This is a genomic window from Aureivirga marina, assembly GCF_015767265.1.
GTDB classification, from domain to species: Bacteria; Bacteroidota; Bacteroidia; order Flavobacteriales; family Flavobacteriaceae; genus Aureivirga; species Aureivirga marina.
In genome coordinates, this window is the sequence record NZ_JADPIB010000003.1 from 66,532 (window position 1) to 90,455 (window position 23,924).

Consider the following 23,924-nt stretch of genomic DNA (forward strand, 5'->3'; position numbering starts at 1 on the left):
ATTTTTATTAAAATATGTTAAAGAGTTGTTATTTATATGCTAAAAATCACAGATTCTCAGATTTGTTAAAAAACGTATATAAATAAAAAACCCTCCAAAAAGGAGGGGTGAGTTTATATTTTCATTCCTAAACGTACATTTAACACTCTTCCTGTCATATAGTTTGGAATTGCATAGGATGTTTTTGAGTAAGCATCCCTAACCCAAGTATTCGTTATGGAATTTTTAATATCGAACATATTGAATAATTCTATTCCAATTGTTAATTCTTTGAAATTCTTTAACCAACCAGATTCATATCTTTTGTTTGCATCTGTGAAAACATATAATAATCCGATGTCTGCTCTTCTATAAGCATTTAATCTTGTTTGATATAAATATGGATCTGCATAAGAAGGAGAACCTCCTGGAACTCCAGAATTATAAACCATATTTAAGTACATACGTAAGTTTGGAATAGAAGGAACATAATCTTGTAATAAGAATCCTAATTTAAATCGTTGATCTGTTGGACGAGGAATATATCCTCTATTTTCATAATTTTCTTCTGTTTGTAAAAATCCGATACTAATCCAACTTTCTGTTCCTGGAACAAATTCTCCATTTAATCTTAAATCTAATCCAGCAGCATAAGCTTTAGCGTTATTATTTGCAGCATAGCGAATTCGTACATTATCTACTGTGTAAATGTTTACATCATTTAAACTTTTATAATAAGCTTCTGTAATTAATTTAAAAGGTCTTCCTCCCCACATTTTAAAACTATATTCATTTCCTAAAATAAAATGTAAGGCATTTTGCGCTTTTACATTAGGATTTACATTTCCATTTGCATCTCTTAATTCTCTATAAAAAGGAGGTTGGTAATACAATCCTGTAGCAAAACGAAACAACATATCTGTGTTTTCCCAATCTGGTTTTATTGCAACTTGTGCTCTTGGACTAAAAACTGTTTGCGAAACTTTAGCAGATTTCTCATCATTTACTGTCCAATTTTGCATCCTTGCACCAATGTTGAAATAGATTTCATGATCATTGATATAACCTTTTCTTCCATATTGCACATATGCTGAAAGACGATTAATTTTTGTATTATTTCTTGCTCTTACATTCTGAAAAGGAATAATTTCTCCAGTATAAGGTTCGTAAGGTTGATTATTAGGAATATGATGTGGAGGACGAACAGAAAACCCAACAGAATCAATCATTTCCCATTCTACAATTCGATCACGAATATCTTCAATTTGATATTTTGCTCCAACTTCAAATTCATTTCCATCTTTTTTATAAATAGCTCTTAATTTTACATTATTAATTAAAGCATCTAAGTCATTTCTTGCATGAGAAAGTTGTGAACCAATTTGTTGTGCATAAAGTGTTTCTCCAAAAGAGTCAGAACCAAAATCACCATCAACTTCTCCTAAATCATATTGTGCTTCAATATCATAATATTCTTGCTCTTGTGTATTATAAACTGAAGTTGTCAATTCTAAAGCTAAATTATCATTTACCTTATAAAATCCTTTTAAAGCTCCAAAAGTAGTTAAATAATCATCTTCTTCTCGACCTCTATATCTTACAATTAATTCTAAAGGATTATTCACAGTTCCAAATCTTGTTCTACGAGTTTTTGGAATATAATCATATTGATTTGAAGAAATATTTCCTAAAAACTCCACAGTAAATTTTTCTGTAATTTCATAAGAGAGAAAAGATTGAACATCTAAAAATCGTGGTTTAAAGTTTGTTTCAATATCTTTACTATTAACTAAAAGACTATTATCTCGATAACGGAATCCTGTAATATATGTTAGCTTTTTATTTAATGCTGTTCCTTCAGCTGTTAAAGCTCCACCTAGTAAATTTGCATTTAATGTTAAGCCAAATTCTCTTGGTTTTCTATAAGTAATATCTAAAACAGAAGATAGTTTATCACCATATTTAGCTTGAAATCCACCAGCAGAAAAATCAACGTTTTTTACCATATCAATATTGATAAAACTTAATCCTTCTTGTTGTCCTGAACGAATTAAAAACGGACGAAAAACTTCAAAACCATTTACATAAACCAAATTTTCATCAAAGTTTCCTCCTCGAACATTATATTGCGTACTAAGTTCATTGCTACTGTTTACTCCAGCATAAGAGGTTAAAACTGCTTCAACTCCTGCATTTGCACTTGGTGTTGTTTTTACTTTTTCGACATTTACAGTAGTAAGTCCTTTTACAGCTTTACGATTGTTTTTAATTTTTACTTCATCAATATTTTCCGTTTGAATTTTTAATCTTGGAGAAATTCGAACTGTTTTATTTTTAGAAGTAGAAATTCTTTTTTCATAACCTACATAAGAAAGATGACTAAAAATGATTGTTCCTCGACCAATTACATCTGTTTCAAATTCATAATTCCCTTGACTATCTGTTTTTGCTCCATCACCTTCAAAAACAACAGAAACATTTTCTATAGGTGTTCCATATTCATCTTTTACTGTTCCTTTTATAATCGCATTTTGTCCAAAAATGACGGTTGTAAATAATAAAAAAAGAACAGATAAATAGTAATTTGTTTTCAATTTTGTTCGTTTAATTTTTGGTTGTTCGTGTTATTTCTTTCTATAAAATGAAGCTCTTAAAATACTTTTATTTCCTGCATTGTCAATTACTTCAATTTTTAATTCGTGTTTTGCTGTTGTAAATTTCTTTTCTGATAAATCAAAAGTTAAAACTCCAGTTCTCAAATCTCTTTCCATCATAATCCATTCACCATCAATTGTCGGATAATAAGATTTGATTCCGCTACCAGTATCTAAAATTTTTAACTTTAAATATCTATATTTCGTAATCCATTGACCATCTCTAAAGTTTTTCAACGAAACTTTAGGTGGAATAGTATCTTTCAATAATTTAAATTGCCCTAAATTCTTTACTTTAGAGAAAATTGCTGTATCATTTTGAATAGACTTCTGATATGAACGATATTTTCCATAGGTAACTTTTGCGATATAAAGTCCTTTTTTCTCTGTTGGAGTCATATTTCGAATATCAAAAGCTAATGTATATTTTTTTTGTAAAGGAATAATATCTCGATGCACATTCACAGTATTATTTTCTTCTTTTAATGCAATTCTTTCACTTTTATAAAATGTATTTTTAGGAAAAATTACAGTTGCATTTCCATGTTGAATTGTTGTATTACAACTTGTGTCTACATAATGTAAATCTTCATAATTTTCTTCTTTTCGAGAATTTATTGTTTTCTTCCCCTTTATTGGAATTGTTACAGTAGAAGTATTTCCTTTGTAATCTTTTGCAATTAATTCAATTTTATAGTCTAAACCATCTTCAATATAAATTTTTCCTGCATCCTCTAAGAATTTATAAATTTTTAAATCATTGTTAGAATTAACAAAACATTTTTGGATGAATTCTTTATTCTCTTTATAATGATGATAATCTACATGTAAATTGATTTTTTTTGTTCTTGAAAAAGAGAAAAATTCTACTTCATGATAGTATTTTTTTTCTCCATTTATACGCATTTCTAAACTGTAAATCCCATTTTTATTTAAAGAATTATTCAGTAAATCAATGACGTTAAGTCCAACTCCAATCGAATCAATTGCAGTAATTGTTTGTGTTTTATATTTTCCAGTTCCAACCTTTTTTAAACTTAATTTTTTCTTTTCAAATCCTTCATTAATGTGTGAATTCTCTGAAACAGGATATGCATATGTTTCTTTAATCGTAGGATGAATCGTATCTTTTATATCATATCCGAATAAAAGTGGATTGATTGGATTTTCTGTTTTTGTATCACGAATTTCAAAATGTAAATGTGCAGGAATAAATCCTCCTGTTTTTCCAGAATAAGCAATCATTTCACCTTGTTCTACAATTAAATCATCTTCTTCTGGATACACTTCAATTTCAAAACTTTCTTCTTCATATTGCTTTTTACGAATGTATTGTTCAATTTTTGGACTAAACTTTTTTAAATGTGCATAAACAGTTGTATAACCATTTGGATGATCGATATAAAGTACTTTTCCATAACCCCAAAGAGAAATTTTAATTCTAGAAATTCTTCCTTTTGCAGCAGCTAACACTTTTAAACCTTCTCTTTGTTGTGTTTTAATATCTAAACCAGCATGGAAATGATTGCTTCGCATTTCCCCAAAAGTTCCAGAAAGCAGTATAGGAATTTCTAAAGGATTTTTAAAATAATTTTGTGGATATTTATGTTGACTAAATCCAAAAGTGATAAATAAAATATGTAAAATGAAAATGATATTTTTCTTCAATGTATTCAAGTTTTTCGCTAAAATAATAAATTTCAAAATAAAGAAATTGAATCGAATTTTCTAATTAATATTTAGGAAAATTTTCAAGTTTTTATTTGAAAGTTTAATTGCTTGTTTTTCAAAATGTTTTTTAATTATTAACAGTAATTATTTTAAAATATTTTTATTAATCTAAAAAAACACCTTTTTTTTCTTATATATTTGTTTGCGTATATGTACTTCAAATGAAAATCCCAAAACGTTGATTAGAAAATTACTTTTTATTTTTTTTATCACATTTTATTTTCTTCCATTGAATGCTCAAATGGAACAAACTTTTGATTTCAACGTTATTGATAGTTTGAAGAAAATAGATCGTTTGATGTATAATCAAAAATATACTCCAACAGATAAAAAACAATTCCTTAAAAACTTTGAAACTATTATAATTTCTGATGAGAAGCTTTATCAAAAATATCGGAAGAAATTTATTTCTTACAGTTTTAAAGCACAATCCAAAGAATTTTTTTATAAATATATAGGAGAACTAGAAAAAAGTGCAATTTTTAGAAAAGACACTTCTTTATTAGCTTATTATTCCCGTAGCAGATCTTCAGCTTGTAATGTATATGGTGTTTATGATAGTATTATTTATTATCATGATAAAGCAAAATATTTATATAAATTGATAAAAAACGATGAAAATTACTATAAAATTATTTTAACTACAATTACTTTCAGAATCAGAGTTGGAGATTACATAAGTGCTGAAAAACTTTGTATAGAACTTTTAGAAGCAGAGTATCATCCTGATTACGCATATCTAAGTTTATTAACGATTTATCAAAAACTGGAATGGTTTGATAAATTTGAAAGTATTATGTTGAAAATGGATGATTATCTAAAAAATACCTCTGATGATGTTTCCATTATTAAAAAATCTTTTTTGATTACAAAAGGTGAATATTTTTTAAAAAAGAAAGATTATGATAAAGCAATTGAAATTTTTAAAGAAGTAATTTCAGAATATGATACTGATTTTAAAAAAAAGTTTCAAAACATAAACTTTGAAAAAGAAGATGAATTTGAACAAATGAATTTTGCTTATTTTTTAACTAAACTGAATAATGCATATTTGTTAAAAGGCGAAATTCATGAGGAGTTTTTGCAAGATTTTATTGATGCTCTAGAAGTTACGGAATATTTCTATGAACAATATGGATGGGTTTATATTTTAGAAGATAAAATTATGATTTTAAATAGTATAGGGGAGTATTATTATCATTTGAACGATTTTAAAAAATCTGAATTTTATTTGAAAAAGTCTATTGCACTTGCAAAAAAAATCAATCATATCGAACATTATAAAGAAGGTGTTAAAAAAATAATTCGAATTGACTCTGATTTAAAAATCGATATGTTAAATGAATATATTGAATTCAATAAAAAATATCAAAAAGAACAATATAAAAAGAAAGGAAAATTTTCCATGATTCGCTTTGAAGCAGATCAATTAAAATTAGAATCGGTTTCTTTAGAAATACTTAGAAATAAATTAAAAAAACAAAACCAAACATATTCTATTTCTCTTGCTTTTTTCTTACTTTTTTTTGTATTGTATTTAATTTATATCCAAAAAAATAGAAATAAAAAATTGCAATTAGAAAACGAAAAACAGGAAATGCAAATTGCTGTTTTTCAGCTTTCAGAGAAATTACATGAAAATTTAATAAGAGAAAAACTTCGAGAGAAATTTCGAATTTCCAGTGAATTACATGATGGTGTTTTGACAAGATTTTTAGGTTTGCGTTTATTGATGAATTACTCAAAAATTAATCTTGATAAACAACAAAAATTAATTTATGAAGGAATAATAAATTCCCTTCAAAAAATTGAAAATAAAGCTAGAGAAATTTCTCATGAGTTAAATGAATGCACGGAAGTATTAGAAATTCGAGAAATTTTTGAAATTATATTAGAAGAGAAATTAAAAGAATTAAAACCAAATTTAAAATATGAAATAACTTCTAATGTTCCTTGGGAAAATTTCGAAATTAAAGATAAAATGAAATTGTTTTATATTCTAAATAATTTTTTAGAATTAAATATTAAAATTACAAAACCTACAAAGATTTCCATCAGTTTACAGAAAAAAATTGGTCGAATTGTAATTGAAATAAAAGACAATGGTTCTTTTTTTAGTAAATATAATTCTGAGATTAAAAAAATTCAAAAAAAACTACAGCTTATGGATGGAGAAATGATGATGCATACTGAATTTAAGAAAGGAAAAATAGTCAAAATTATATTTCACAATAAAGATTGATATTTGTAAATATTTAAACTTTAATTATTTATAAATAAGAATAAAAAAATAATATAAAGAGAAATAATTTATTAAAATCAGTAAAATTAACATCAAAAAAATCTTATATATTTGTTTTCTTAACAATTTGAGTTTAAATTCAAAATCTTGTATAGAAAATTACTTTTTTTTCTTATCCTTTTTACCTCACAAATTCCTTTAAATGCACAAACGGAAGAAAATCTTTTTTTTAATGTTTTAGACAGTATTCAGGAATTAAGAAAATCGTTGAAAAAGCAAGATTATTCCGAAAATGACGGAAAAGAATTGTTGAAAAAAATTGATACGCTTGTCAATATAAATGATGATTTACTTTATGAAAATAAAAATGCAATTTTATCTTATAGTTATATATTAAATACACCAAGTATTTTTTATAAGAATATTAGAAGAATCGAAGATTTAAGTTTTGAAAAAAAAGATACTTTTGGAATGGGAATTATTTCCTTTTTGAAAGCAAATGCTTACGAAAAATTCGAAAAAAAAGATAGTATTCTATATTATTTTGAAAAAGCGAGTTATTATTTTCGATTTTCTGGTTTTAAAGAATATTATGATACAAAACTTAAAATTGCTGACATAAAAATTAAATACGGAGATTTTATTGGCGCTGAAGAGATTTGTGTTGAATTATTAAAGAAAATCAATAATAAATCACCTATTTATTATCTTTTGGTTGAAATTTATATTCAATTAGGTGAATTTGAGAAAGCATATTATTATCTACAAAAACTAAAAAATCTTTCTAGAAGAAGCTTGGATAGAGATATAAAAGTGGTAAGTATTATAACTGAAGGAAGGTATTATTTAGAAAAAAGAGAATTTGAAAATGCACTGAAAAGTTTTGAAAGAGGATTAAAATATTTCGATGTAAATTTTATTGAAAGCTGTGAAAAAAGAATAAAATCTAATAATTATGAATTCTGGGAAAGTATAAAATATGCTTATTATTTAGATAATTTGAGTTATACAAAAATGATGCTTGGAGATACAAGTAATGAAATTTTTGAAAGCTTTATTTTATCTAAAAAAATAATAGATTATGTTTATAAAACGTGGAAATGGGATCACATTTTAGAGGATAAAATTCATGTTTTATTACATTTAGGTGAATATCATCTTCTTTTAAAACATTGTGATAAAGCTGAAGAAAATATTAAAAAAGCAATTTTTCATGCTAAAAAAATAGACCATCTAGAATTGTATTCAAAAGGAATTGATTTGTTGACAAAAATAGATGTTTTAGATGAAGATTTATATCTAAAAGATTTTATCAATTATAGAAAAGAAAAGCGTAAAAATGATTTAATGCAAAATGGAAAATTTTCTATGATTAAATTTGAATCTGAAGAACTAAAAGACAAAACTAATTCCATTGAAAGCACAAATAAAAAGCTTAAAAATCAGAATGTAGGTTATTTAGTTTTTTCGATTGTTTTAGTTTTATTAGTTTTCCTTTATTTCATTTATATTCAAATGATTCGAAGAAATAAATTAGTTTTAGAAAATGATAAACAACAAATGAAATTGGATATTTTTCAATTATCTGTAAAACAATATCAAGATATGTTGGAAGAGAAAAATCAAGAGAGATTTCGAATTTCTAGTGAATTACATGATGGAGTTTTAAGTCGATTTATGGGACTTCGTTTGTTGATGAATTATACAAAAGTAAATCTAAATGAAAGAGATTTTTTCTTTTATCAAAAACTGATAAATGAATTAGAAGAAATCGAATTACAAACTAGAGATTTGACACATCAACTAAGGAATCAAACAGAAGTTTATTCAAATAAAGAAATGTTTAGAGAGTTGATTATCCAGTTTTTAACTAAATATTTTAAAAAGAAAAAAATTAGAATTTATTCTGATGTTTACTGGGAAGAATTTAGTATGGAATTTAAAGCTGAATTTTTTATTTTGTTTAAAAAATTAATTGAAATCCTAGTAGAAGAGACAAATCCAACAAAAATTAAAATAAATTTTAGTGAACAAACTTCCGTTTTAAAAATTACAATTAAAGATAATGGAACTGTTTTTAATAAACATAATTTGAAGTTTAAATGGATTAAAAAATTATTGAAAAAAATGGGAGGGAAGATTTTGATTACATCTTTTATTAATGAAGGAAAATACACAGAAATTTATTTGCCTTTCATAAAAATATAAACCAGGATTAAATAAATAATCCTGATTATTTATTTTAATGTGTAATCCATTCCCAAGCTTTTTCTAAATCTTCAATATTGAAATATTTTTCTGTCCAAGGTAAACTGATGTTATCCAAAGCTGTTCCTTCTTTGATAAATAAACTATTTCCTACAATTGCAATTTTATGAATCACTTTATGATCATCACGAACAATTTTTAAAGTTTCAAGTACTGCTTTAAATGAAATTTTTGAATGTTCTCCAATTAAAATGATTAAACGAACATCAGAAAATTCATCTTTTAAATTATTAATAGTTTCTTCTACTTTTTGGACTTGTGCTTTCGTGATTATTTCCTCTGAAATTTCAATACTTATAAGATTTTTATGCGTTTCATTGATTTCTATTTTCATAATTCAAAATTTAATTTACTTCTATTAAAGATACATAATTTTAAAAGGAAGTTTTATGTTTTTGTTTATATTTTAAATAAAATAAATATACTAAAGAAGTGTTTTGTTAAATTGGTATTATTTTTGTTAAAAAAGCGAAAAACCAAATTATATGAAACCAAAATTACCTTTAGCAAGACAAATTGTTTTAATCTTCTTTTTTAGTTTTTCTTTTTTATTTACAAGTTGTGATCCTTTTGATTGTATCATTCCTTCTGGGCCAGAATTACCATCCAGAAAACCTTTTACAGTAGGAGCAAATAGAGATATTTATTTTGAAATTGAAGCAGAAGTGAAAAATAGTTATCGAGATGATAGATTTGATTATCATTTTACGGTTGATGGAGAATTTCCTTCTACTTTACATTATCGTGTTAAAGGAAGAAGAACTCTCGTTTTTTATGGTGTCATTCAACAACAAGGAAATTTTACATTTACAGTAAACTTGAGTGTAGAAGATTTAGATTATTATGATGATATTGATTATGATACACCTTTTTTAAATGAAGATGGTGATGGATTGTGTTATTCGCATACATCTGAAAATTATACTATTGAAGTTGTAAAAAATTTGGTAATTACAAATAATTAAAATATCAATAAATAAATCAAAAATAATATAGAAAGTAAAACGAAAATCCATTTTAGTCTAGTGAAAATGAGACTTCGTTTTACTTCTTTTTCTGATAAAATTGGATGAAATTTTAGAAAACTTAAAAAATATAAATTTTCTAAATAATCGAAAAACATTGCTAGGATTGGAATAAAAAGTGGAAAAATTGAAAATGTATTATTATTTTGAAAACAATAAATTGCTAGATAACAATAAATAAAAAATAAAGAATATAAAACTGGAAAAATCATATCCAAATTTGTAATCATTTTTTTATAAATTTTCCTTCCATCAATTCCCAATTCATTAAAATATTTCGCCACACTTTTTTTAGTATAATTAAATTGCATATCCAAAATAGGTTGCTTACTGAATCTCTTCAATTGCTTTTTTCTTTTCTGAAAAAGTAAAAGAATAATACAATTAAGAATTAAAAGAATTCCCCAAAAACCATAAATGATATAACAATTTGTATCCTGCAACATAATTTGACTAATTACCAATTAAAAATTCGTTGTTTTTCTCTGTTAATTTCGTGTTTTTATCTAGAAATTGAATAAAATAATCTTGATTTGATTTGCATTGATTGCTTATTTCAATTCGATTATTAATTACGGTTAAATCCATTGTATTCTGGAAAATCATCGCACTAATATCACATTTTTGTTTAAATGTATTTCCTTCTACTGTTGTATTTTGAATTAAGTTTTCTTTTTGATAATAAGGATTACTCAAAATAATAGAACTATACGATTTATCGATATCATTTCTACCTGTATAAGTTTCCATAAATTGACAATTTTTAATCATCACATCATGAATTGTTAAACCATTTTCTAAGAAAATATTCTTCTGGATTTTAATAGAATATTTTACGTTTTTTTCAAAAGACAAATTTTCCAATAAAATATTATTTCCAGAGAAAATTACTACGGCATTTGCATGATTTTTCTCAAATTTAGAATCAGTAATAGAAAGTCCTTTTGCATTTTGAGATAAATTATATACAACCAATTTTTTAATGTTTTTCTTCGAAATATTAAATAAGCGAGAATTTTCTTTCGAAGTAATCATTAAATCGGTTTTATTTAACATTTGCACTTTTTCAATTTCTATATCTTCGACTTTCATTCCTGTATCATAATTAAAAAAAGCTAAAATATCTCCTTCTTTTAAATCAATTAAAAAATCTTTTCTATTCTTTAAAACAAACTCTTTTTTATTGATTACCTTTTTCACTTTTAGAAAATCATTTTCTACAGAAATTACATCTGAACCAATTGCTTCAAACAAAGAATTTTTGATTGTTGCTCCATTTCTGCTATTTTTTAAAACAATTCCTTTTCCGGAAGTGGAAAACAAACGATTTTCTTTTGGTTTAATTTGAAAATTTTCCAATTCAATTGTTGAGTTATCCGTTAAAATAACTTGAAATGGACTTGTAAAAACGGTTGTATTAAGAAAAGAAATATTCGTAGAATTATTGATTGTGAAAAGAGCATCATTATCTCTTTTTGCTCCAACAAACAAAAAAGTGTCACCCATTTCAATATTTCCTCCATTTTTGAAAGTGATGGAAGCTGTATTATTATTTATTCTACTAATTTCAGAAACTTCAAAGAAAGATGGTGTTCCTTTTTTAGGATTTTTTCCTTCTTTTTCATTAATCATTGCAAAATAATTATCTGTATTATTGATAATTCTCTGAAAAGCAGGAAATCCTTCATCAACACGAACATTTACAGTTTTTCGATCTTTTGAAATAGAAGTAATTATTCCTTGTGAAAAAGGTAAATTCACATAATCGATAGAAAGATTTTTTAAATGAATATGCTCTGAATTATCTGTTTTTAAAAACTTAGTATAATTTTCAAAAGCAAAAGTTGCATTGTTAAATTCTAACATTACTCTTTTTTTGTTCGATAAATCCATCAAAAAAGAACCTTCATCAAGTCTAATTTTATATTCTTTATCTTCAAAAATAATTGTCGTTTTTTCGGAATTTTTAATTAAAGATATAGCTTTACGAATTTTACTTACATCGTCAATTCCTTCCATTTTGCTAACATAAACAGTACTTTGAGAAAAAAGAGAAATGCTTATGAAACAAAGTAATACTGGTAAAAATGTATTTTTTCTTGCCATAAATTCGAAATTTTATAAAATCGTTTACTTAAAATTACATTATTGTAACGAATAAATGAAATGGAATCGTATGAAAAGTAAAAAGTAAAAGCCGCGCAACTTCAAGTGAAGAAACACGGCTTAAGAAAAAAGTGAATTAATCGAATAAAGGAAAAATGTATTTATTTTCTTTTTTTAGAATTTAAATCCTACACCTGCTCCGATGATCCAAGGATTTATTTCTACTTCTGCTGGAATACTTAATCCATCTGCTAAATTTGATGCATCAACTGTTACATCCGTTTTTAATAATAATTTTTTAGCATCAACATTAAAGAACCAACATTCGCTTATTTTATAATCAAAACCTAATTGAAATGAATATCCAACAGCATTATCATATTCTACATCTGCAACTGAATATCCTTCATCAACACCATAGAAAATTGTATAGTTAAGACCAGCTCCTACATAAGGTTTAAATTTTTCAGTAGGATAGAAGTGGTATTGTAAATTTAAAGTTGGTGGTAACAGCCAAACACTTCCTAAATCAACATCTACAGGAACATCAATTCCTAAAGCAGATAAATCAGCACCTAAATCTTGTACATTGTGTTGTGTTGTTCCTAAAATTAATTCCGCAGCAATATTTTTAGTAAAAAAATATGTGAAATCAAGTTCTGGAATAATTTGCGTTGAAATATCAACATCTCCACCAATAACTCCAACAGTCGCATCAACATCTGGTGCAACAACTACAGCTCTAAATCTTACTTGCCATCTTTTGAACTCTGAATTTGAATCCTCTTGTGCATTCATTCCTGTTGAAAAGAATAATGCAAATAGCAATAACGCTCCAAACAATTTTCTCATAATACTTTTGTTTTTTTAAAAATTCATACCTCAAAAGTATCTGAAAAGATTTTGGAAAATGATGACTTATATCATCGAAAAGTAATTTTTATATTTTTATGAATTCAAAAAAAAGACTGTTATATTTTTTTATATAAATAAAAAAACTCGTTAAAATTAACGGTATTGTAATATGCGCTAATTTCTGTTTTAAATAGAATGTTTATAATTCTTTTAACTCAACTTATTTTTCTTTAATATTAATTTAAAAGTAGTAAATCAAAAATGCTAAAAAATGAAACAAATAATTCTACTTTTATTTTTATTTTTTTCAATTAAAAATGTTGCGCAAACTTGTAATGGAATGAATTTGATGACACAACAAGATGTAGACAATTTTAATTGTACTATTGTAAATCAAGGTTTAAATATTGGAGCTCCCTTTGGAGGAGATTCGGATATTACAAATCTGGAAAATTTATCTTCTCTAACAACGGTTAATGGAACTTTAGTAATTTCTAATATGCCAAATTTAATTTCTTTAAAGGGGTTAGAAAATTTGACAAGTGTAAATGATGATTCAGAAGGAGTTAGTGAAATTCGAATTGAAGCAAATGATCAATTAGTGGATTTAGATGGATTAAATAATTTATCTCATTCAGAAGGAACACTTTGGATTCAATATAATGATGGATTAAGAGATTTAAACGGGTTGGATAATTTAAAAACGGTTGGTGCTGGAATCATTATTCAATACAATGACAATTTGCTGTTTTTAAACGGAATAGAAAGTTTAGAATATTTAGGTGCTGGAGCAAATAGTGGCGTTCGAATTTTCAATAATCCGTCCTTAATTTCTATTTCTCAATTTAATAGAATTGGTTTATTTGAAGATGCTTTAGGAATTGCAATTCGAGATAATAATAATTTAGAATCAATTACAGGTTTTCAGAATGTAGATTCTGTAGAACAAGTTGCAATTATTAATAATTCTAATCTTTCTTTGTGTAGTGGAGTTTGCTATATTCTTGAAAATTCTCCTTCAACTAGTTATAATATTGGTAATAATAAAGAAGGATGCAATTCAAAATCAAATATTGAAGAAAATTGTGAGATTGCTTGTGCGAAAAATTTATTTTTTACAACACAAGAAGAAATCGATAATTATAATCCAGATGGAGAAAATTGCAAAAATATTGTGGGAGATTTGATTATTAGAGGAAATGATATTGATAATATTCAAAACTTAAATCAAATTCAATCTATTGAAGGTTCTTTGAGAATTTATTCAAATAATCAATTAGAAGATTTAAATGTTTTTCAAAATTTAGTGAGTATAAAAGGTGATATTTTAATTGAAAGTACTAATTTTTCAGATTTATCGGGTTTGGCTAATTTATGCTTTATAGGTGGAAATGTTTCTTTAATTAATAATGAAAATTTAGCTGATTGTGAGTTTTTTTGTGATATAAAAGATGCAATAAAAGGAACTGTTTTTTTAAGTGGAAATGAAAATTCATGTAATTATTATCAGGAAATTATTGATGATTGTTGGCCTATTTCAGTTTCTTCTTATTCTTATGATGCTAAGAAATTAGTTGTTTCTCCAAATCCTACTTTTGAAAAAATAACAATTAAAGTTCCTGCAAATGAAACTATTGAATCTTTGAAAATTACAAATGGAATGCAGTTTCATAAAAGTTTTAAAATTAATGAAAACTCAAATACGAAAACTTGTGATTTAAGTACGATCCAAAATCCTGGAATTTATTTTGTTATTGTTGAAACTAATTATTCTTCTTATAAACATAAAATTGTAATTCATAAAAAAAATAAAGAAAAAAAGCAAAGACATAATCGCCTTTGCTTTTTTCAAAAAAAATTAAATTAAAAGATATTATCTCGAATAATTAGGTGCTTCTTTTGTAATCGTTACATCATGTGGATGACTTTCTCTAATTCCTGAAGAAGTGATTTTTACAAATTTTGCCTTCTTTTGTGCATCTATATCTTTTGCGCCACAATATCCCATTCCTGCACGAAGACCACCAATAAATTGGTGCATTGTTTCAAACATTTCTCCTTTATAAGGTACTCGACCTTCAATTCCTTCTGGAACTAATTTTTTAATATCATCTTCCACATCTTGGAAATAACGATCTTTAGAACCTTGTTTCATCGCTTCAACAGATCCCATTCCTCTATATGATTTATATTTTCTTCCTTCGAAAATAATTGTTTCACCTGGAGATTCTTTTGTTCCAGCTAAAAGAGAACCTAACATTACGCTGTCAGCTCCAGCAGCGATTGCTTTTGGAATATCTCCAGTATAACGAATTCCTCCATCCGCAATCACAGGAATTCCAGTTCCTTTTATTGCATTTGCAACTTCATAAACCGCAGAAAGCTGAGGGTAACCAACTCCTGCAACAACTCTTGTTGTACAAATTGATCCAGGTCCGATTCCAACTTTTACAGCATCCGCTCCAGCTTCTACCAAATATTTAGCAGCTTCTGCGGTTGCAATGTTTCCAACTACAACATCAATAGAATCGAATTTTTCTTTTACTTCTTTTAAAACTTGAACCACACCTTTTGTATGTCCGTGCGCAGTATCAATAATTAAAGCATCTACGCCAGCTTCTACTAAAGCAGTTGCTCTTTGAATTACATCTCCTGTAACTCCTAAAGCAGCAGCAACACGTAAACGTCCGTATTTGTCTTTATTAGCATTAGGATTCTCACGAACTTTGATTATATCTCTAAACGTGATTAATCCAACTAATTTTTCATTTGGATTTACAACTGGTAATTTTTCAATTTTGTTTTCTTGAAGAATAATTTCTGCATCTTTTAATGAAGTTCCTTCTTGAACTGTAACTAAATTCTCAGAAGTCATTACTTCCGAAATTTTTCTATTTAGACTTTTTTCAAAACGTAAATCACGATTTGTTACAATTCCGATTAAAGTATTGTCTTCTCCTACAATTGGAATTCCACCAATTTTATATTCTTTCATTAAAACTTTAGCATCGTAAACAGTTGCAGTAGCTTTTAAAGTAATAGGATCTAAAATCATTCCTGCTTCTGATCTTTTTACTTTGCGTACTTCTGCTGCCTGCATTTCAATTGGCATGTTTTTGTGTAACACTCCAATTCCTCCTTCACGAGCCATAGCAATAGCCATTGCAGATTCTGTTACAGTATCCATCGCAGCAGAAATTATAGGCACGTTTAATGAAATATTTTTAGAAAATTTTGTCTGAATATTTACTTCTCTTGGTAAGACTTCCGAATAAGCTGGGACTAACAAAACGTCGTCATATGTTAATCCTTCTCCAGCAAACTTTGTAGTATCTGATATCATGGTGCAACTAACTTAGAAATTAATTGCAGGCAAATATAACTTTTTTCAAGCGATTCGTACTTTAACAAATTGTAAAGTTTTTAATAAAATTTCCAATTTTAGATAGTTTTTTTAGAAGAATTGAATTTTCAACGTGTATGCTTGTTAGAATTGAAATTTGTAACTATTTGATTCTTAAAGAAATTTTAAATTAAAATAGAAGTTCTGTTAAGAAAAAAAATCTTAAAAGAATAGAAATAAATTTATTCAAAAAAAATAGTAGTTTTGCCACTTCAAAAATAATCGTATGCAATCTATTAGAAATATCGCAATTATTGCGCATGTTGACCACGGTAAGACAACATTAGTTGATAAGATAATCGATCAAGCTAAAATTCTTGATGAGAGAAAGGAAAGAACAGATTTATTATTAGATAATAATGATTTAGAAAGAGAAAGAGGAATTACAATCCTTTCTAAAAACGTTTCTGTAAATTATAAAGGAGTAAAAATTAATATCATCGATACTCCTGGCCACGCCGATTTTGGTGGGGAAGTAGAACGTGTATTAAAAATGGCTGATGGTGTGTTACTTTTAGTAGATGCATTTGAAGGACCAATGCCGCAAACTCGTTTTGTACTTGGAAAAGCACTTGAATTAGGTTTAACGCCTATCGTAGTTGTAAATAAAGTAGATAAAGAAAACTGTACGCCTGATTTAGTTCATGAAAAAGTTTTCGATTTAATGTTTGCTTTAGAGGCTACAGAAGAGCAATTAGATTTTACAACAATTTATGGTTCTGCTAAGAATGGATGGATGTCTACAGATTGGCAAGATCCTAAAGAAAATATTTTAGATCTTTTAGACGCTGTTGTGGAAACAATTCCTGAAGCTCCTTACAATGAAGGAACGCCACAAATGCAAATTACATCTTTAGATTTCTCTGCATTTACTGGACGTATCGCAATTGGACGTGTATTTAGAGGAGATTTAGAAGTTGGAAAAGATTATACTTTATGTAAAGCTGATGGAGTTCAGAAGAAAGTAAGAATCAAAGAACTTCACGTTTTTGAAGGAATGGGGAAAGTACAAGTTGATAAAGTTCGTTCTGGAGATATTTGTGCGGTAACTGGAGTTGAAGGTTTCGAAATTGGAGATACAATTGCTGATTTAGAAAACCCAGAAGCTTTAGAAAGAATTGAAGTAGATCAACCTACAATGAGTATGTTATTTACAATTAACAATTCTCCTTTCTTCGGAAAAGAAGGTAAATTTGTAACTTCTCGTCACTTAAGAGATCGTTTATACAAAGAATTAGAGAAAAACTTAGCATTACGTGTTGAAGATACAGATACTGAGGATAAATTCAACGTATTTGGACGTGGAATTCTTCATTTATCTGTTTTAATCGAAACAATGCGTCGTGAAGGATACGAATTACAAGTTGGTAGACCACAAGTAATCATCAAAGAAATTGATGGGAAAAAATGTGAGCCATACGAAACTTTAGTTGTAGACGTTCCAGAAGAATCTTCTAGTAAAGTTGTAAACTTAGTTAGTTTAGCAAAAGGAGATTTAATGGTAATGGAGCCAAAAGGAGATTTACAACACTTAGAATTTGATATTCCTTCTCGTGGATTAATTGGATTAAGAAATAAATTATTAACTGCTACAGCTGGAGAAGCAATCATCAACCACAGATTAAGAGGTTATGATGTTTACAAAGGTGAAATTGGTTCTCAAAAGAATGGAGCAATCGTTTCTTCTGAAACTGGAAAAGCTACAGCTTACGCAATTGATAGATTACAAGATAGAGGGAAATTCTTCATCGATCCAAATCAAGAAATTTATAAAGGTCAAGTAGTAGGAGAGAACTCTCGTCAAGAAGATATGGGTGTGAACTTAATTAAAGGTAAAAAACTTACAAACGTTCGTGCTTCTGGTTCTGATGATGGTGTAAAAATCGCTCCAAAAATTGATTTCTCTTTAGAAGAGTGTATGGAATACATTAGAGATGATGAATTCTTAGAAGTAACTCCAGAAAGCTTAAGAATGCGTAAAATCAATTTTAGATAATTGATTTAAAATATAAAGAAAAAGACTGTCAAATGACAGTCTTTTTTATTTTCAGTATTTTACATTGATTTTTTTAAATTTCTTATTGCTTTTTCATTTTTTGCATTGTTGTATGAAAAAGCTGCCCATAAAGCGGCAGGTAACCAACCAATAATGGTTAATTGTAAAATAATACATAAAATTCCAGTTAAAATTTTTCCTCTTAAGAAAAATGATAACCATGGTAATAAGATGGCAATTAATAACATATTTTCTTTTTTTCTAACAAATTTAAAAAAAGGAATGAGAAATCAAAGTTTTACTCAAAAAATGTAAGTAGAAAAATTAAAATGTAAGCACAATTTTCCCAATATGATTTGAATTTTCAAAATGATGAAATGCTTTTTTAAATTCAGAAATAGCAAATTCAGAATCGATAAAAGGCTGGATGTTATGATTTTCAATAAATGAATTCATTTTTATAAAATTTTCTTTAGAACCAACATGAGCAGCAGTAATTGTCAAACTTTTTTGAATTAAACTAAAAACATTTATTTCTACATTATGTCCGCCCAACATTCCAACAACGACAATTTTTCCTGAAATTTTCATTGCTTCAATTGTTTTATTAATGTCTGCCCAAGAAATTTCTAAAGCAACATCAACACCATTTCCATTTGTTAATTCCAAAACTTTTTCTTGCCAATTTTCTTCTTTTTTATAGTTAATAATTTCATCTGCTCCAAATTTTTTAGCAATTTCTAATTTTTTATCATTACTAGAAATTAATATAACTTTGGCTCCAATAGCCTTTGCAAATTTTAATGCAAAAACTGAAACACCTCCTGTTCCTTGAAGTAATATAGTTTGATTTTTTTCTAATTTTCCAATTGTAAAAACTGCTTCAAATGCTGTGAGTGCTGCGATTGGAAGTGTTGAAGCTTCTTTTAAATTTAAATTAGAAGGAATTTTTACAATCGAATTTTCATCCAACACGATATATTCAGAAAAAACTCCTGAAACACTTGTTCCTAATGAATTTTGGATATCAGTGTTTTTAATTATTCCGTGTTGCCAAGTTTGAATAAAATGACTTGTAACTTTATCTCCAATTTTAAAATTTGTAACATCTTTTCCAATTTTTTCGATAATTCCAGCAGCATCTGAACCTAAAATATGAGGTATTTTATTACCGAAATTTCCTTTTGTAACTAATAAATCTAATTGATTTAATGAAATAGCATGAACTTTAATTAAAACTTGATTTGATTTTAAAGTTGGAATTTCTGTTTCATCTAAAGAAATATTTTCTATTCCATAAGCTTTTTCTATGATAATTGATTTCATAATAATTATTTTGATTAGAAATGCAAATGAATAGAATTATTTTTCTTTACTTCTTAACATAAGTTAAGAACGAAGTTTTTAAATTTTTTTTATTTCTGGTTGTTTGTTTACTTTAAATTCAAAAATGTCAGAACGATTATAATGTCCAATAACATCAAAATCTAATTTAGTTTCTATAATTTCATTTAAATCTAATTCAGCAATCAAAACTTTATTTTCTCCAAAAACGGGTCCTTCTAAAATTCTTCCATATGGCGAAATAATCACACTTCCACCTTCACAAAAATTATTTGGAATATCTTTCATATGTTTTTGAAATTCTTCAGGATACATATCTTTTCGGAAATATTGATTACAACCTAAAACAAAACATCTACCTTCCAAAGCTATATGTTTCATTGTATTAATCCAATCTTCTCTTGCATCCGCAGTTGGTGCAATATAAATCTGAATGCCTTTCTGATACATTGCCATTCTTGCTAAAGGCATGTAATTTTCCCAGCAAATTAAACCGCCTAATTTTCCAATTTTTGTGTCAAAAGTTACAAAAGAACTTCCATCAGATTCTGCCCAAATTAAACGTTCAGTTCCTGTTGGTTTAATTTTTCGATGTACTCCCATAAATCCAATTTCTGGAGAAATATAGACCATAGAACAAAACAAACTTCCATTAATGTTATTTTTTTCTGTGATACCAATAACAATAAATGTGTTGAATTCTTTTGAAATTTCTTCTAATAAAAGAATATCCTTACTTTCTAAATCAACACTTTCAGAATGGTATTTTGCATATAATTTTTTTCCTTCCACTTTTCGATTTCCAATTTTTGTTGCAAAATCGAAACCTCTAGGATATCCTGGAATAAATGTTTCAGGAAACACAAATAATTCACATTTTTTATCTGCATTTTCTGTAATAATATCTCTAACTTTTTGAATTGTTTTTTCTTTGTCAAAAAATATAGGACTATCTTGAACTACGGCTACTCTTACTTTCATTTTTTAAAACTAATTATTTTTACTTTTAAAAAGAAACTTTTTCTATTTTCAAATCTGTCCAAGTTTTTTCCCAATTCTTTTTGGCGATTCTTTCTTTGTAAACTTGTTTATTTCCTTTTGATGAAGGACAAATTTTTAACTCAAATAAATCTGATAAACCATAAGGAGCGATAATTTCAATTTGATTTTCAGCATTAATTCGTATTGCAATTGCTGTAGCAGTTTCCGTCCAAAAAGACATGGCATCTAAACAATTTAAATAAGGATTATGTTGGTTTCGTAAATGCATTCGAGCTTGATTTTTCACAGACCAATTTAAATTTGGATTTGATTTTTTAAGTTTTTCTTCTATCTCTTGATCAAATTCTTTTTCTTTTTTAATAGAATCAAAATAAATCACATCAATATCATTTAATTTTGTTCTTTCTTTTTTATGAAGAACATCCCAAACTTTATTTCTTATAAATCCAGCTCCAATCCAACAATCATTTAGGTTTAATTCACGAACAATTTTTAAAACTTCAATCATCCAAGAATCATTTTGGATAATTGAAATTAATTTTTCTGTGTGATTCATTTGAAAATCTTATTCTAAATAATTCTTTTGCATTTTTTTTATGTCAACATCTAAAACAGAAAGAAAATTAGTAACACTTCCATATTTTTCTTTTATTGTTGTAAAAAAGGCTTCTAAATATTCTTTTTCTACAACCATTAAAGGACGAACTAAATCTTTCCCTTCTTTTCCGTAACGTTGTTCAAAAGCTGTGAAAGTTCTTTTATTAGATTCTGAAAGAAAATGATTTGAAGCAGTAAAATCATTAAAAATATCATTTTCAGTAACATTTAGAGAAGCTAAAATTAATGCAGTTGTCATTCCAGCTCTGTCTTTTCCACTTGAACAATGCCAAACTGTTGTTTTTCCTTCTTCTAATAAATCGAAAATTTTTGTCCAGCTTGCAATGCGTAAAGAATCAATTGTTGTATAAGTTTCCAACATAAATTCTTTTCCGTTCAACTCTTTTTTTAAAATTTTTCCAATTAAATTTCCTCCTGCAAGTTCTCCTTCGATTAAAGGTAAATGAATTGTAGAAATCCCTTCCATTTTCCTGTCTGGAGTTTGTTGTATTTGTTCTGTAGTTCTTAAATCAATTATTTGTTGAATTCCCAGTTTATGAATAGAATCTATGTCAGAATCTGTAATACTTGCAAGTCGCCCAGAACGAAAAAGTTTATGAGATTTGATTGTTTTTCCTTTTGAATTTTTAATTCCGCCTAAATCTCTAAAATTAGAATCTCCATCTAAAGAAATTTTCGTAGAAATATTTTGTAGAGGATTATTTTGAGCATTAGTTTGTTTAACACAAAATAAAATAAAAGAAATATAAAAAGTAATTTTAAAAAAAGAATTGCACATTTGTTTTTTTAATGTGCAAGATAATAAAAGTAAGTGTACATTTTGAATTTATAAATTTATTCAGATTTAGTTTCTGTAGTTGAAGTTTCTTTATTTCCTGTTGTTTTTTTATACAATTGGCTTGATAGAATTAAGAAAGAAATTATTGTGATTAGTTGTGGTAATGAAATACCATGTTTAAATAATAATTTATATAATTCTACAGTATTTTCATGATAACCATCTTTATGTTCTCTAATCATTTCCATTGGTAATTCTTTGTCTTGCTTTTGATCAGGGAATTTATTATTTCTACTAGCTAAAATAAGTTTTGGTAATAATTTTTCTGCTAGAGCTACATCATGAGCATGTAATATTTGCATCACTTCAAGAACATCCATTTCTTGAGAACTATTTACTCCAAAGTTGATAGAATTTGTATGTCTTAATTCTTTACCTTCTTGCATTAAAGTATCAAATATTACAGGAATTTGATTTAATTCAAATTTAGTAGCTGAATTAAATTTTTGATATTTTAAATTAAAGAAAAATAATTCTTTTGGATTTTTTGACATCAATTCTTTAATATTTCCAGAAGCTTTATAAGAATAACCAAATTCAGAACCTAATCGAGAATTTGTTCGTTTATGCTCTCCTGCAAATACTGGGAAAAGATTTAAATTTCCCTCTAGTATATCTTTAAAAGTAAAATTGGTATCAAATTCATATTCTATTTTATTCGTTGTTTCTAATAAATCAGTTCCCATTTCTTTTCCAAACATAGATTCTTTAACTCTTTGAATTTTTCTTTCCTTTATTAGTTTGAATAGATAAAATTTTAGATCAAGTTGCTTGAAAATATTTTCACTTTCTACAGGATGTGCAGATTTTTCTGCTCCAAGAAAATCAATTGAAAATTTAGATTTTATATATGCTTCATCTGATTTACTTAAACCATAATAAGGAACTGCCCAATTCAATATATAATCAAAGAAAGGTATTCCTTTTTTAGATCGTAAATAATTTGCTTTTAGAAATGTAAATTCTGTTTTAACTTCTTGTCCTCCAAAGTTACGTGCTAAAAAATTGAGTTCTATTGGTCCTAAACGAATTGGTTTTTGATTGGTAAAATGTTCTTTTTTTGGTAAAAAACTTGATTGGCTAGTATATTTTTGTCTTAGCTCCATTGCATACCTTAAAGGAGTTTTCCACCATTGTCCTTGAACAATTCTTTGATTAATAATTCCAGAATTATGACTTTTTGTTAATGATTTGGTAGAGTAGTTGGAGGTTTCTAATGCTTTTGCTCCCATGATATCAGCTTCTTTTTCTAAAGATTGATCATCATTAATGTTTATATTTTCTTTTAATTGTGTAGTTGTTTGTACTCGACCTTGTTTTTGTTGTACAACATGCCATGCTTCATGAGCTAAATGTTTTTCTTGTCCAGAAGCTAAATGAATATTTGTGCCTTGTGCATAAGCATGTGCTTTTAATTGAGCTGGTTTATTAGAATTATAATGGACTTTTACATCATCCATAGAATATCCAGAAAGATTTTCTATACCATTTTTTAATTTATCAGGAAGTCCAGTATGATTATTTTTTTGTTGAATAATATTGTGATTCGAAGAAGTTTTCTGAAATTGAATATTTTTAAAAGTAGAAGAATTATTATTTGCTAACTTCTGTAATTTTAATTGTTTTGTGGTTTCATTCCTGTTATCTTTAAATTGATAATTCGGATTTTCTTTTTTTTTAAGTTGCGAAACTTTATTTATTGAATTTTCTTTTTTTTTATCCGATGATTTATTAATCTTCATTCCCATAATCTTCCTCCTTAAATAATAAATTATCTGTACAGATTTATTTTAAAAATAATTAATAAATAATTGAAAATCAAAATTTTAACTTTAATGTTGTTTTTTGAATTCCTTTCGTTGT

General features: G+C 26.7%; 18 protein-coding genes. 5 read left to right on the forward strand and 13 right to left on the reverse strand.

Annotated elements, in window-relative coordinates:
* Positions 1-113: 113 nt before the first annotated feature.
* Together I1A51_RS07090 and I1A51_RS07095 are read right to left on the reverse strand one after the other, a co-directional pair.
* Entirely contained in the window at positions 114-2,573 is a 2,460-nt protein-coding gene (locus tag I1A51_RS07090) for a TonB-dependent receptor (protein WP_196892486.1), read from the reverse strand.
* A 30-nt stretch (positions 2,574-2,603) separates the two neighbouring features.
* Positions 2,604-4,337, reverse strand: coding sequence for a M23 family metallopeptidase (locus tag I1A51_RS07095; RefSeq protein ID WP_196892487.1), 1,734 nt, complete (start codon positions 4,335-4,337; stop codon positions 2,604-2,606).
* Positions 4,338-4,542: 205 nt separating this feature from the next.
* Between I1A51_RS07095 and I1A51_RS07100 the strand changes: the two genes are divergently transcribed.
* Both I1A51_RS07100 and I1A51_RS07105 read left to right on the forward strand, forming a co-directional pair.
* The gene (locus tag I1A51_RS07100) at positions 4,543-6,606 is read left to right on the forward strand and encodes an ATP-binding protein (protein ID WP_196892488.1); all 2,064 of its coding nucleotides are present in this window, start codon (positions 4,543-4,545) and stop codon (positions 6,604-6,606) included.
* Positions 6,607-6,753: 147 nt separating this feature from the next.
* Positions 6,754-8,814 carry an ATP-binding protein gene (locus tag I1A51_RS07105; protein ID WP_196892489.1) on the forward strand — a complete coding sequence of 687 codons (2,061 nt, stop codon included), beginning with the start codon at positions 6,754-6,756 and terminating at the stop codon, positions 8,812-8,814.
* A 34-nt stretch (positions 8,815-8,848) separates the two neighbouring features.
* Here I1A51_RS07105 and I1A51_RS07110 read toward each other — a convergent pair whose 3' ends face one another.
* Entirely contained in the window at positions 8,849-9,208 is a 360-nt protein-coding gene (locus I1A51_RS07110; protein WP_196892490.1) for a SpoIIAA family protein, read from the reverse strand.
* A 151-nt stretch (positions 9,209-9,359) separates the two neighbouring features.
* On the opposite strand from I1A51_RS07110, the gene I1A51_RS07115 reads away from it, so the two are divergent.
* The gene (locus tag I1A51_RS07115; RefSeq protein WP_196892492.1) at positions 9,360-9,839 is read left to right on the forward strand and encodes a hypothetical protein; all 480 of its coding nucleotides are present in this window, start codon (positions 9,360-9,362) and stop codon (positions 9,837-9,839) included.
* Here the strand turns inward: I1A51_RS07115 and I1A51_RS07120 are convergent.
* From I1A51_RS07120 to I1A51_RS07130, 3 genes are all read right to left on the reverse strand, one after another.
* Positions 9,836-10,345, reverse strand: coding sequence for a hypothetical protein (locus I1A51_RS07120; protein ID WP_196892494.1), 510 nt, complete (start codon positions 10,343-10,345; stop codon positions 9,836-9,838). The two genes, I1A51_RS07115 and I1A51_RS07120, sit on opposite strands and share 4 nt — an antisense overlap.
* Positions 10,346-10,352: 7 nt before the next feature.
* Positions 10,353-12,005 (reverse strand): hypothetical protein, encoded by a 1,653-nt coding sequence (locus tag I1A51_RS07125; protein ID WP_196892495.1) that lies wholly within the window; start codon positions 12,003-12,005, stop codon positions 10,353-10,355.
* A 174-nt stretch (positions 12,006-12,179) separates the two neighbouring features.
* Positions 12,180-12,857, reverse strand: a complete 678-nt coding sequence (locus I1A51_RS07130) for an OmpW/AlkL family protein (RefSeq protein WP_196892497.1) — start codon at positions 12,855-12,857, stop codon at positions 12,180-12,182.
* Between the two features lie 274 nt (positions 12,858-13,131).
* On the opposite strand from I1A51_RS07130, the gene I1A51_RS07135 reads away from it, so the two are divergent.
* Positions 13,132-14,727: a T9SS type A sorting domain-containing protein gene (locus I1A51_RS07135; RefSeq protein ID WP_196892499.1), complete on the forward strand. Its 1,596-nt coding sequence runs from the start codon at positions 13,132-13,134 to the stop codon at positions 14,725-14,727.
* Between the two features lie 6 nt (positions 14,728-14,733).
* Here I1A51_RS07135 and guaB read toward each other — a convergent pair whose 3' ends face one another.
* Complete coding sequence (guaB, locus tag I1A51_RS07140) at positions 14,734-16,203, reverse strand: IMP dehydrogenase (protein WP_196892501.1); 1,470 nt, start codon at positions 16,201-16,203, stop codon at positions 14,734-14,736.
* A gap of 286 nt (positions 16,204-16,489) precedes the next feature.
* Between guaB and typA the strand changes: the two genes are divergently transcribed.
* Complete coding sequence (gene typA, locus I1A51_RS07145) at positions 16,490-18,259, forward strand: translational GTPase TypA (RefSeq protein ID WP_196892503.1); 1,770 nt, start codon at positions 16,490-16,492, stop codon at positions 18,257-18,259.
* A gap of 59 nt (positions 18,260-18,318) precedes the next feature.
* Here typA and I1A51_RS07150 read toward each other — a convergent pair whose 3' ends face one another.
* The 6 genes from I1A51_RS07150 to I1A51_RS07175 form a co-directional block, all read right to left on the reverse strand.
* A complete protein-coding gene (locus I1A51_RS07150) occupies positions 18,319-18,507 on the reverse strand; it encodes a YqaE/Pmp3 family membrane protein (protein WP_196892505.1) in 189 nt (62 codons plus the stop codon).
* 76 nt (positions 18,508-18,583) lie between these two features.
* Positions 18,584-19,585, reverse strand: a complete 1,002-nt coding sequence (locus I1A51_RS07155; protein WP_196892507.1) for a zinc-dependent alcohol dehydrogenase family protein — start codon at positions 19,583-19,585, stop codon at positions 18,584-18,586.
* Positions 19,586-19,663: 78 nt separating this feature from the next.
* Positions 19,664-20,584 (reverse strand): carbon-nitrogen hydrolase family protein, encoded by a 921-nt coding sequence (locus I1A51_RS07160; protein ID WP_196892509.1) that lies wholly within the window; start codon positions 20,582-20,584, stop codon positions 19,664-19,666.
* A 25-nt stretch (positions 20,585-20,609) separates the two neighbouring features.
* Positions 20,610-21,161 (reverse strand): nucleotidyltransferase family protein, encoded by a 552-nt coding sequence (locus I1A51_RS07165; protein WP_196892511.1) that lies wholly within the window; start codon positions 21,159-21,161, stop codon positions 20,610-20,612.
* 9 nt (positions 21,162-21,170) lie between these two features.
* Positions 21,171-22,001, reverse strand: coding sequence for a tyrosine-protein phosphatase (locus tag I1A51_RS07170; protein ID WP_196892513.1), 831 nt, complete (start codon positions 21,999-22,001; stop codon positions 21,171-21,173).
* A gap of 56 nt (positions 22,002-22,057) precedes the next feature.
* A complete protein-coding gene (locus I1A51_RS07175; RefSeq protein ID WP_196892515.1) occupies positions 22,058-23,809 on the reverse strand; it encodes an eCIS core domain-containing protein in 1,752 nt (583 codons plus the stop codon).
* Positions 23,810-23,924 lie beyond the last annotated feature (115 nt).